This is a genomic window from Yersinia massiliensis CCUG 53443 (assembly GCF_000312485.1).
GTDB classification, from domain to species: Bacteria; Pseudomonadota; Gammaproteobacteria; order Enterobacterales; family Enterobacteriaceae; genus Yersinia; species Yersinia massiliensis.
Genome location: NZ_HE997648.1, coordinates 20,814 through 32,937 on the forward strand (window position 1 = coordinate 20,814; position 12,124 = coordinate 32,937).

The following is a 12,124-nucleotide window of genomic DNA, read 5'->3' on the forward strand; positions in this document are numbered from 1 at the left end:
CGCATTTAACTACAAAAGGGTAAGAGGCATCATGTCTGCATCAGGAGAAATCTCTACTCCAAGGGATTACATAGGACACCACCTGAATAACCTTCAGTTGGACCTGCGTACCTTTGAGTTGGTCAATCCCCACTCACCTGGCCCTGCAACGTTCTGGACGTTGAACATCGACTCTTTGTTCTTCTCTGTCGTGCTGGGGTTAGCTTTTCTGTTTATTTTCCGCAAAGTTGCGGCGGGTGCCACTAGTGGCGTACCGGGTAAATTGCAGACAGCAGTTGAGCTCATTATCGGATTTGTCGATAACAGCGTTCGGGATATGTACCACGGCAAAAGTAAAGTCATCGCACCATTAGCCCTGACCGTGTTTGTTTGGGTGTTATTGATGAACATGATGGACTTACTGCCAATCGATTTACTGCCTTACATCGGTGAACATGTCTTTGGGTTACCAGCACTGCGTGTGGTACCTACGGCTGATGTGAGTATTACCTTGTCCATGGCATTGGGTGTATTCATCCTGATCCTGTTCTATAGCATTAAAATGAAAGGTGTAGGCGGCTTCGTAAAAGAATTAACGATGCAGCCGTTCAATCACCCGATATTCATTCCAGTTAACTTAATTCTGGAAGGTGTCAGCCTGCTGTCCAAACCTGTTTCTCTCGGTCTGCGACTGTTCGGCAACATGTATGCGGGTGAGTTGATCTTCATCCTGATTGCTGGCCTGTTGCCGTGGTGGTCACAGTGGATGCTCAGTTTACCTTGGGCTATCTTCCACATACTGATCATTACGTTACAAGCCTTTATCTTCATGGTTCTGACGATTGTCTATCTATCGATGGCATCCGAAGAGCACTGATTTTCTTATAACACTACTGCGTTTTAACTGAAATAAACTGGAGACTGTCATGGAAAACCTGAATATGGATCTGCTGTACATGGCTGCCGCTATAATGATGGGTTTAGCGGCAATCGGTGCTGCGATCGGTATCGGCATCCTGGGTGGTAAATTTTTGGAAGGCGCTGCACGTCAGCCTGACCTGATTCCTCTGCTGCGTACACAGTTCTTTATCGTCATGGGTCTGGTTGACGCCATCCCAATGATCGCTGTTGGTCTGGGCCTGTACGTGATGTTTGCTGTCGCGTAAGTAGAGTTTTCTCTACTGTGAAACTACACCAAACTATTAACTTTGAAAGAGGCATTGTGCTGTGAATCTTAACGCAACAATCCTCGGCCAGGCCATCGCGTTTGTCCTGTTTGTCCTGTTCTGCATGAAGTACATATGGCCGCCGATTATGGCTGCCATAGAGAAGCGTCAAAAAGAAATTGCTGACGGTCTCTCTTCTGCAGAGCGTGCCAAAAAAGATTTGGACTTAGCGCAAGCCAATGCGACCGACCAACTGAAGAAAGCGAAAGCAGAAGCACAGGTGATCATTGAGCAGGCAAGTAAACGCAAAGCTCAGATCCTTGATGAAGCTAAAGCAGAAGCTGAACAGGAACGTAACAAAATCGTGGCGCAAGCGCAGGCAGAGATCGACGCCGAACGTAAGCGCGCTCGTGAAGAGTTGCGTAAGCAAGTCGCGATGTTGGCTATAGCTGGCGCCGAGAAGATCATCGAACGTTCCGTGGATGAAGCTGCTAACAGCGACATCGTTGATAAACTGGTCGCTGAACTGTAAGGAGGGAGGGGCTGATGTCTGAATTTGTAACTGTAGCTCGCCCCTACGCCAAAGCAGCTTTTGACTTTGCTGTTGAGCACCAAGCGGTGGATCGTTGGCAGAATATGCTAGCGTTTACTGCCCAAGTGACTTGCAATGAACAAATCGCTGAATTGCTTTCCGGTGCGGTAGCACCAGAAACAATGTCTAAGACGTTTATTGCAGTTTGTGGTGATCAGCTCGATGAACCCGCACAGAACTTCATTCGAGTTATGGCGGAGAATGGCCGTTTACTGGTTCTTCCTGAGGTGTTGCAGCAGTTTATTCAACTGCGTGCCTCGCTGGAGTCAACCGTCGACGTTGAAGTGAGCTCTGCGAGCCCACTGAATGACGAACAGCTGGCTAAAATTGCCGCTGCGATGGAAAAACGTCTGTCACGCAAAGTTAAGCTGAATTGCAAAATTGATAAGTCTGTAATGGCCGGCGTAGTAATACGTGCAGGCGATATGGTGATAGATGGCAGCGTTCGCGGTCGTCTAGAACGCCTGGCGGACGTCTTGCAGTCTTAAGGGGACTGGAGCATATGCAACTGAATTCCACCGAAATCAGCGAACTGATCAAGCAGCGCATTGCTCAGTTCAATGTAGTGAGCGAAGCTCACAATGAAGGTACTATTGTTTCCGTCAGTGACGGGATCATCCGCGTACACGGTCTGGCCGATGTTATGCAGGGCGAGATGATCGCACTGCCAGGCAACCGTTATGCAATCGCACTGAACTTGGAGCGCGACTCCGTTGGTGCAGTCGTTATGGGTCCGTACGCCGATCTTGCCGAAGGCATGAAGGTTAAATGTACTGGCCGTATCCTAGAAGTTCCAGTCGGTCGTGGCCTGTTGGGTCGCGTCGTCAATACTCTGGGTGAACCTGTTGATGGTAAAGGTCCGGTAGAAAACGACGGCTTCTCAGCTGTTGAAGCTATCGCACCAGGCGTTATTGAACGTCAGTCCGTTGATGAGCCTGTCCAGACTGGCTATAAGTCAGTCGATGCCATGATCCCAATTGGTCGTGGTCAGCGTGAACTGATCATCGGTGACCGCCAGACAGGTAAAACTGCACTGGCGATTGATGCGATCATCAATCAGCGCGATTCCGGCATCAAGTGTGTGTATGTTGCTATCGGTCAGAAAGCCTCTACAGTTTCCAACGTAGTACGTAAACTGGAAGAGCATGGCGCATTGGCTAACACCATTGTGGTTGTCGCGACGGCTTCTGAATCAGCAGCATTACAATACTTGGCACCGTACTCCGGTTGTGCCATGGGTGAATACTTCCGTGACCGTGGTGAAGATGCTCTGATTATTTATGACGACCTGTCTAAACAGGCTGTTGCATATCGTCAAATCTCCTTGCTGCTTCGTCGTCCACCAGGTCGTGAAGCTTATCCTGGCGACGTATTCTATCTCCACTCCCGTTTGCTGGAACGTGCTGCGCGTGTTAACGCTGAATACGTTGAAGCCTTTACCAAGGGTGAAGTGAAAGGTAAAACTGGTTCTTTGACCGCTCTGCCAATCATTGAAACTCAAGCAGGGGACGTTTCCGCGTTCGTTCCGACCAACGTAATTTCGATTACCGATGGTCAGATCTTCTTGGAATCTAGCTTGTTTAACGCCGGTATTCGTCCTGCGGTTAACCCAGGTATCTCCGTATCCCGTGTGGGTGGTGCAGCGCAAACCAAGATCATGAAAAAATTGTCCGGTGGTATTCGTACTGCTCTGGCACAGTATCGTGAACTTGCTGCGTTCTCCCAGTTCGCATCCGATTTGGATGATGCAACACGTAAACAGTTGAGCCATGGTCAGAAAGTGACCGAGCTTCTGAAACAGAAACAGTATGCGCCGATGTCTGTCGCGCAACAGTCTCTGGTTCTGTTCGCGGCTGAACGTGGTTATCTGGGTGATATCGAGTTGGCGAAGGTAGGTAGCTTTGAAGCTGCGCTGTTGGCATTTGCTGACCGCGAGCATGCCGAGCTTCTGCAACAAATCAACCAAACTGGCGCGTATAACGATGAGATCGAGGCCAAGCTGAAAGGCATCCTTGATACATTTAAGGCAACCCAGTCCTGGTAACGCTATGCGGCCCTGCTTTTCATTAGGAAAGCAGGCCGTCTGGCAATGAGGAGAAGCAGAAATGGCCGGCGCAAAAGAGATACGTTCCAAGATCGCCAGCGTGCAAAACACGCAAAAGATCACCAAAGCCATGGAGATGGTCGCCGCCTCCAAAATGCGTAAATCGCAGGAACGCATGGCGGCTAGCCGTCCTTATGCAGAAACTATGCGTAGTGTGATTGGTCACCTCGCGTTAGGTAATCTGGAATATAAACATCCGTACCTGGAAGAGCGCGACGTTAAGCGTGTCGGGTATCTGGTGGTTTCTACAGACCGTGGCTTGTGCGGTGGTTTGAACATTAACCTGTTCAAAAAACTGTTGTCTGAGATGAAAGGTTGGTCTGAAAAAGGCGTTGAATGTGATTTAGCGCTGATCGGGTCAAAAGCAGCCTCTTTCTTTGGTTCCGTGGGCGGCAAAATTGTTGCTCAGGTCACTGGCATGGGGGATAACCCCTCTCTGTCAGAACTTATCGGGCCGGTGAAAGTGATGTTGCAAGCCTATGACGAAGGTCGTCTGGATAAACTGTATATCGTTAATAACAAGTTTATCAATACGATGTCTCAAGAACCACGGATCATGCAGCTACTACCTCTTCCGCCAGCGGAAGACGGCGAGCTGAAAAAGAAATCCTGGGATTATCTGTATGAACCCGATCCTAAAGCGCTGCTGGATACCCTCCTGCGCCGCTATGTAGAATCGCAAGTTTATCAGGGCGTCGTTGAAAACCTGGCCAGCGAGCAGGCCGCGCGAATGGTAGCGATGAAAGCCGCCACCGATAACGGCGGTAGCCTGATCAAAGAGCTGCAGTTGGTTTACAACAAGGCTCGTCAGGCCAGCATCACTCAGGAACTCACCGAAATCGTCGGGGGAGCCTCCGCGGTTTAACCAGGTTATTACCCTAAATAGGTCAGATTGTAGCGTGGCAGTCGATGCTACAGCAGTTTGAAATATGAGGGGTAAACGTATTACGTAGAGGATTCAAGATGGCTACTGGAAAGATTATCCAGGTAATCGGCGCCGTAGTGGACGTCGAATTCCCCCAAGACGCTGTACCAAAAGTGTACAACGCCCTTGAGGTTGAAGGCACGGCTGAAAAGCTAGTGCTGGAAGTTCAGCAACAACTAGGCGGTGGTGTTGTTCGTTGTATCGCAATGGGCTCGTCCGATGGTTTGAGCCGTGGGTTGAAAGTCATCAACCTGGAACACCCAATTGAAGTGCCAGTTGGCAAATCAACACTGGGCCGTATCATGAACGTATTGGGTGACCCAATCGACATGAAAGGTCCAATCGGTGAAGAAGAGCGTTGGGCAATCCACCGTGAAGCGCCTTCTTACGAAGAGCTTGCCAGCTCGCAAGATCTGTTAGAAACCGGTATCAAGGTAATGGATCTGATTTGTCCGTTCGCTAAGGGCGGTAAAGTAGGTCTGTTCGGTGGTGCGGGTGTAGGTAAAACAGTAAACATGATGGAGCTGATTCGTAACATTGCGATTGAGCACTCAGGTTACTCTGTATTTGCCGGCGTGGGTGAACGTACTCGTGAGGGTAACGACTTCTACCACGAGATGACTGACTCCAACGTTTTGGACAAAGTATCCTTGGTTTATGGCCAGATGAATGAGCCACCAGGTAACCGTCTGCGCGTTGCACTGACTGGCTTGACCATGGCGGAGAAATTCCGTGATGAAGGCCGTGACGTACTGTTGTTCATCGATAACATCTATCGTTATACCTTGGCCGGTACAGAAGTATCTGCACTGCTGGGTCGTATGCCATCTGCGGTAGGCTATCAGCCAACGCTGGCAGAAGAGATGGGTGTGTTGCAGGAGCGTATTACGTCTACTAAGACGGGTTCAATCACTTCCGTACAGGCCGTTTACGTACCTGCGGATGACTTGACTGACCCATCACCAGCAACCACCTTTGCTCACTTGGATGCAACCGTTGTTCTGAGTCGTCAAATCGCCTCTTTAGGTATTTACCCAGCGGTTGACCCACTTGACTCTACTAGCCGTCAGCTCGATCCGCTGATTGTTGGTCAGGAGCACTACGATGTAGCGCGTGGCGTGCAGTCAATTCTGCAACGTTACCAAGAGCTGAAAGATATCATCGCGATCTTGGGTATGGACGAGTTGTCAGAAGATGACAAACTGGTTGTATCCCGTGCGCGTAAAATTCAGCGCTTCCTGTCTCAACCGTTCTTCGTGGCAGAAGTCTTTACCGGTTCACCGGGCAAGTTCGTTTCGCTGAAAGATACCATTCGTGGTTTCAAAGGCATCATGAACGGCGACTACGACCACTTGCCGGAGCAGGCGTTCTACATGGTTGGCACCATTGAAGAAGCAGTGGAAAAAGCCAAGAAACTGTAACGCTGTTGACTGGAGGGTGACATGGCTGCAATGACTTACCATCTGGATGTTGTGAGCGCAGAGAAGAAAATGTTCTCTGGCGTGGTACAAAAAATTCAGGTGACGGGTAGTGAAGGTGAACTGGGTATTTTCCCTGGTCATGCCCCACTACTCACTGCCATTAAGCCTGGCATGATACGTATCGTTAAACAGTTCGGTGAGGAAGAGTTTATTTATCTTTCTGGCGGCATCCTTGAGGTGCAACCGAGCGTTGTGATCGTATTGGCTGACACTGCTATTCGTGGGCAGGATTTGGACGAAGCTAAGGCGCTAGAATCTAAGCGCAAAGCAGAAGCCCATATCAGTAACTCTCATGGTGATGTCGACTATGCTCAGGCATCTGCTGAATTGGCGAAGGCGATTGCGAAATTACGCGTAATCGAGCTGACCAGAAAAGCGATGTAATTTTATATCATGTGGTTCTTTAGTGAATTCTAGTTGATAACGCATTGATTTATAAAATTATCTTAGATATGAAAATAGAATGCCAGTCAGTTTACCTGATTGGCATTTTTTTCATCATTACTTTGCCCTCGCGGTTGTGAATCCTCCGATCGATGACCTGATGATCTCCGCGCTATCACCAATGCTGTGATTAACAAATCCTAAGCTAAACTAAAACAGTTTCTTTCTGAAAATTCTTTTTTCTTCCCGTAAAATAAGTGGTTAATAGCCTGAATAAGTGAATGTATTTTGACTAAAATAGGTCTGAAAACGTCGCTGATCGCAGACACTTTTTAGCACATTTTTTCGTTACGGGGTCAGCCGCTACAACCCTTTAACCATGCGGGTTCAGCCCATTTTTCGCTGAGAAATATGTAGTAATTATTTCACCAAACAGGTTTACTTCCGTCTATTAAATTGGAGTTATCAGGTTGCTTATGTCTAACAGCTCAATGAGTGTAGTCATCCTTGCCGCAGGTAAGGGGACTCGTATGTATTCCGACCTTCCTAAGGTGTTACACCCATTGGCAGGCAAGCCGATGGTTCAGCATGTTATTGATGCCGCCATGAAGTTGGGGGCGAAAAATGTCCATTTAGTTTATGGGCATGGTGGTGATTTACTGAAAAACACGCTGACTGATCCATCCTTGAATTGGGTTTTACAGGCAGAGCAGCTTGGTACAGGGCATGCGATGCAACAGGCTGCGCCACATTTTGCTGACGATGAAGATGTGCTGATGCTTTACGGTGACGTGCCTTTGATCTCAGTTGATACCCTGCAACGACTGTTGGCTGCTAAGCCGCAAGGTGGGATTGGTTTGCTGACAGTGAAGCTGGATGACCCAAGTGGTTATGGCCGTATTGTGCGCGAACAGGGTGATGTGGTGGGGATTGTTGAGCATAAAGATGCCAGCGATGCACAGCGCGAGATAAATGAAATCAACACTGGGATACTGGTCGCGAACGGGCGTGATTTAAAACGTTGGTTGTCGCTGCTGGATAACAATAATGCACAGGGCGAGTTTTATATCACGGATATTATCGCGCTAGCCCATGCTGACGGTAAGAAGATTGCGACCGTGCACCCTACTCGTCTCAGTGAGGTTGAAGGGGTCAATAACCGTCTCCAGCTGGCGACTCTCGAGCGAGTATTTCAGTCCGAGCAAGCAGAAAGACTGTTGTTAGCCGGCGTCATGTTACTGGATCCTGCCCGCTTTGATTTGCGCGGAGAATTAACACATGGGCGCGATATTACTATCGATACCAATGTCATCATTGAAGGGCATGTGATTTTAGGTGATCGCGTACGTATTGGTACGGGATGTGTGCTGAAAAATTGTGTTATTGGCGATGATTCAGAAATCAGTCCCTACACGGTTGTAGAAGACTCCCGTTTGGATGCGGCTTGTACCGTTGGTCCATTTGCTCGCTTGCGTCCTGGTGCAGAGTTAGCAGAAGGCGCACATGTCGGTAACTTTGTCGAAATCAAGAAAACCCGCTTGGGCAAAGGCTCTAAGGCGGGTCACCTCTCCTATTTAGGCGATGCTGAAATTGGTTCTGGCGTAAATATTGGCGCAGGAACTATAACTTGCAACTATGATGGAGCTAATAAGTTTAAAACAATTATTGGCGATAATGTCTTTGTTGGCTCCGATACTCAACTGGTGGCTCCCGTCACGGTAGCTGATGGTGCCACTATTGCTGCAGGTACGACTGTGACCCGTGATATCGCTGAAGATGAGTTAGTGCTCAGCCGTATTAAGCAGGTCCACGTGCAGGGTTGGCAGCGGCCAGTAAAGAAAAAATAAGCGATTAAAATACGCCCCTTCAAGGTGATTGATGATGCTTTGAAGGGATGTTTTGCCCTGTATTTTTGGACTCAATATTTCAACCGAGAATACAGAACAAAACATAATAATCCCCAACTCTACAGGCTCGGGGAACCCGGAAAATCCGGATCAATCAGGTCACTGACATCGACAAGGTTCTAAAAGAACCTTACATAGGAATAAAACAGATGTGTGGAATAGTTGGCGCAGTAGCGCAACGTGATATCGCTGAGATTCTGATCGAAGGTTTACGTCGTCTTGAATACCGTGGCTATGACTCTGCGGGTTTAGCCGTGGTCGATGCTGAAGGTAACATGACTCGCCTACGTCGGGTGGGTAAGGTTCAGGCACTGTCTGACGCAGCTGAAAGTCAGGATTTGCACGGTGGTACTGGGATTGCACATACCCGCTGGGCGACCCATGGTGAGCCATCAGAGGCGAATGCGCACCCTCATGTTTCTGACTACATCTCCGTTGTTCACAACGGCATTATTGAAAACCACGAACCTTTGCGTGAATTATTGATTGGTCGTGGTTACCGTTTCAGCTCTGAAACTGATACTGAAGTTATCGCTCACCTCGTGCATTGGGAGCTACAACAAGGTGGTTCATTGCTGGAAGTGGTTAAGCGCGTGATCCCGCAATTGCGTGGTGCTTATGGCACTGTCGTGATGGACAGCCGTGACCCAAGCCGTTTAGTGGCAGCTCGTTCAGGCAGCCCATTGGTTATTGGTTGTGGTGTAGGTGAAAACTTTATTGCCTCAGACCAACTGGCACTACTGCCAGTAACCCGTCGCTTTATCTTCCTTGAAGAAGGGGATGTGGTTGAAGTGACTCGTCGTAGCGTTGAAATTTTTGATAAGCAGGGTAACGCCATCGAGCGCCCTGAAATTGAATCTCAAGTGCAATACGATGCTGGCGATAAAGGTGTTTACCGTCATTACATGCAGAAAGAGATTTACGAGCAGCCAATGGCGATTAAAAACACGCTGGAAGGCCGCTTAAATCATGGCGCGATTGATTTGTCTGAGCTTGGTCCAAAAGCCGATGCCTTGCTGGCTAACGTACAGCACATTCAAATCATTGCCTGTGGGACGTCTTACAACTCAGGCATGGTTTCGCGCTACTGGTTTGAATCTTTAGCTGGTGTACCTTGTGATGTGGAAATTGCGTCGGAATTCCGTTACCGCAAATCTGCTGTGCGCCCTAACAGTTTGCTGATTACTTTATCTCAATCGGGTGAAACTGCGGATACTCTGGCTGCGCTACGTTTATCCAAAGAGTTGGGATATTTAGGTTCGCTGGCAATTTGTAATGTGGCCGGCTCCTCATTGGTACGTGAGTCAGATTTAGCGTTAATGACCAAAGCGGGTACTGAAATTGGTGTGGCGTCCACCAAAGCGTTCACCACTCAGTTGACTGTTTTACTGATGCTGGTGGGACGTATTGGTAAGCTGAAAGGCGCTGATGATAGCTTGGAGCATGACATCGTTCATGCATTACAGGCATTGCCTGCGCGTATAGAGCAAATGTTGTCTCTGGATAAAACCATTGAAGCATTGGCTGAAGGTTTCTCTGATAAGCACAATGCATTGTTCCTTGGCCGTGGCGATCAATACCCGATTGCAATGGAAGGGGCGCTGAAGCTGAAAGAAATCTCTTATATTCATGCGGAAGCTTATGCTGCTGGTGAATTGAAGCATGGTCCGTTGGCACTGATTGATGCTGATATGCCGGTCATCGTTGTTGCGCCAAACAATGAATTGTTAGAAAAACTGAAATCTAACATTGAAGAAGTGCGTGCGCGTGGTGGCTTACTGTATGTGTTTGCCGATCAAGATGCCGGTTTTGCCGACAGTGAAGGCATGAAAATTATTCAGTTGCCGCATGTAGAAGAGATTATTGCCCCTATCTTCTACACCGTACCACTACAGTTATTGTCTTATCACGTCGCCTTGATTAAAGGCACTGACGTCGATCAGCCACGTAACTTGGCAAAATCTGTTACGGTTGAGTAAGCCGAAACTGAGCTCGCATCAATCTGACTAAGCCGGCAAATGCCGGCTTTTTTCTTAATTGCTTTGTAGTGAACTGTCATTTTTGGCTTAAAAATAAACAATGAATACAGCGTGATTGAGGTGATAAATGAAAGTTTTTGCGAATAAAAAGAGAAAAAAAACGGCCTAAAAGTGTATCAATTATATGATAAATAAACACTTTATTTATCGCTCAACACACTGTCATATAACTGTAATATTGCGTACATTTTTCTGTCATTAAACTGTCCTATTTTCCCTCCTGCACCATACTTAATCTGATGAAAACAATTTATACACTTTGTACTTTAAGCATCAGGATTGTTAGCTACGTTCACTCACCCGAATCACTTACATCAGTAAGCACATCGGGACTCGTTCGCTTGCTACCTGCTGCTCCAAGTTCTTCGGTATAGAGTTAATTCTAATATCCCATTAGGAGGGATTATGAAACTGATGCGTACCACCGTAGCCAGCATTGTGGCAGCGACTTTATCTATGACAACCGTGTCCGCGTTCGCTGCTGCAAGCCTGACAGGTGCAGGTGCGACATTCCCCGCGCCGGTGTATGCCAAGTGGGCAGATTCTTATCAGAAAGAAACAGGTAACAAAGTTAACTATCAGGGGATCGGTTCTTCAGGTGGCGTAAAACAAATTATCGCCAACACTGTTGATTTCGGTGCCTCTGATGCGCCTTTAGCAGACGAAAAACTGGCTGCTGACGGTTTGTTCCAATTCCCAACGGTGATTGGCGGCGTTGTCTTAGCCGTTAATATCCCCGGCATTAAATCTGGTGAACTGACGTTAGACGGTAAAACACTGGGTGATATTTATCTGGGCAATGTTAAAAAGTGGAATGATCCTGCGATTGTTAAATTGAACCCTGGTGTTAATTTACCGGATCAAAATATCGCAGTAGTGCGTCGTGCTGATGGTTCTGGCACATCATTCGTTTTCACCAGCTATCTGGCGAAAGTGAACGCAGAATGGAAAGAAAAGATCGGCGCTGGTTCAACAGTTAACTGGCCAACGGGTTTGGGCGGCAAAGGTAACGACGGCATCGCTGCATTTGTTCAACGTCTGCCGGGTTCAATTGGTTATGTAGAATACGCTTACGCCAAACAGAATAATCTGGCTTACACCAAACTGGTTTCTGCTGATGGCAAACCGGTTAGCCCAACTGAGCAGAGCTTTAGTGCTGCGGCTAAAGGTGTAGACTGGAGCAAAACATTCGCTCAAGATTTAACCAATCAAAAAGGTGATGATGTATGGCCAATTACATCAACAACCTTCATTTTGGTGCACAAAGAGCAGAAAGATGCAGCTAAAGGCACAGAAGTGTTGAAGTTCTTTGATTGGGCATACAAAAACGGCGCGCAACAAGCTAACGCACTGGATTATGCAACATTACCTGCAGAGGTTGTTGAGCAAATCCGTGCTGCTTGGAAAACTCAAGTTAAAGACAGTAGCGGTAAGCCACTGCTTTGATTTAAGACCATTGCGTTATAGCTTTTGCTCCAATAAGTGATTTATAAAAAATTGGTTGAGTAAATTACTCCCTCCCCCTGTTGGGGAGGGAAATAACACCC

General features: G+C 47.7%; 11 protein-coding genes. All 11 read left to right on the forward strand.

Annotated features, from left to right (window positions below):
* The first annotated feature begins 31 nt into the window (after nt 1-31).
* Entirely contained in the window at nt 32-856 is an 825-nt protein-coding gene (gene atpB, locus BN68_RS18255; RefSeq protein ID WP_042806967.1) for a F0F1 ATP synthase subunit A, read from the forward strand.
* Nucleotides 857-905: 49 nt separating this feature from the next.
* Nucleotides 906-1,145, forward strand: coding sequence for a F0F1 ATP synthase subunit C (gene atpE / locus BN68_RS18260; RefSeq protein WP_004393045.1), 240 nt, complete (start codon nt 906-908; stop codon nt 1,143-1,145).
* Between the two features lie 61 nt (nt 1,146-1,206).
* The gene (gene atpF, locus BN68_RS18265; RefSeq protein WP_004393038.1) at nt 1,207-1,677 is read left to right on the forward strand and encodes a F0F1 ATP synthase subunit B; all 471 of its coding nucleotides are present in this window, start codon (nt 1,207-1,209) and stop codon (nt 1,675-1,677) included.
* A gap of 14 nt (nt 1,678-1,691) precedes the next feature.
* Nucleotides 1,692-2,225: a F0F1 ATP synthase subunit delta gene (gene atpH, locus BN68_RS18270; protein WP_019212627.1), complete on the forward strand. Its 534-nt coding sequence runs from the start codon at nt 1,692-1,694 to the stop codon at nt 2,223-2,225.
* 14 nt (nt 2,226-2,239) lie between these two features.
* Nucleotides 2,240-3,781, forward strand: a complete 1,542-nt coding sequence (gene atpA / locus BN68_RS18275) for a F0F1 ATP synthase subunit alpha (RefSeq protein WP_019212628.1) — start codon at nt 2,240-2,242, stop codon at nt 3,779-3,781.
* A gap of 61 nt (nt 3,782-3,842) precedes the next feature.
* Nucleotides 3,843-4,706: a F0F1 ATP synthase subunit gamma gene (gene atpG, locus BN68_RS18280; protein ID WP_019212629.1), complete on the forward strand. Its 864-nt coding sequence runs from the start codon at nt 3,843-3,845 to the stop codon at nt 4,704-4,706.
* A gap of 98 nt (nt 4,707-4,804) precedes the next feature.
* Nucleotides 4,805-6,187, forward strand: coding sequence for a F0F1 ATP synthase subunit beta (atpD, locus tag BN68_RS18285; protein WP_019212630.1), 1,383 nt, complete (start codon nt 4,805-4,807; stop codon nt 6,185-6,187).
* A gap of 21 nt (nt 6,188-6,208) precedes the next feature.
* Nucleotides 6,209-6,631, forward strand: coding sequence for a F0F1 ATP synthase subunit epsilon (locus BN68_RS18290; protein WP_019212631.1), 423 nt, complete (start codon nt 6,209-6,211; stop codon nt 6,629-6,631).
* 476 nt (nt 6,632-7,107) lie between these two features.
* Entirely contained in the window at nt 7,108-8,478 is a 1,371-nt protein-coding gene (glmU, locus tag BN68_RS18295) for a bifunctional UDP-N-acetylglucosamine diphosphorylase/glucosamine-1-phosphate N-acetyltransferase GlmU (protein ID WP_019212633.1), read from the forward strand.
* A 209-nt stretch (nt 8,479-8,687) separates the two neighbouring features.
* Entirely contained in the window at nt 8,688-10,517 is a 1,830-nt protein-coding gene (gene glmS, locus BN68_RS18300; RefSeq protein ID WP_019212634.1) for a glutamine--fructose-6-phosphate transaminase (isomerizing), read from the forward strand.
* Nucleotides 10,518-10,982: 465 nt separating this feature from the next.
* Nucleotides 10,983-12,023, forward strand: coding sequence for a phosphate ABC transporter substrate-binding protein PstS (pstS, locus tag BN68_RS18305; protein WP_019212635.1), 1,041 nt, complete (start codon nt 10,983-10,985; stop codon nt 12,021-12,023).
* Nucleotides 12,024-12,124: the final 101 nt, after the last annotated feature.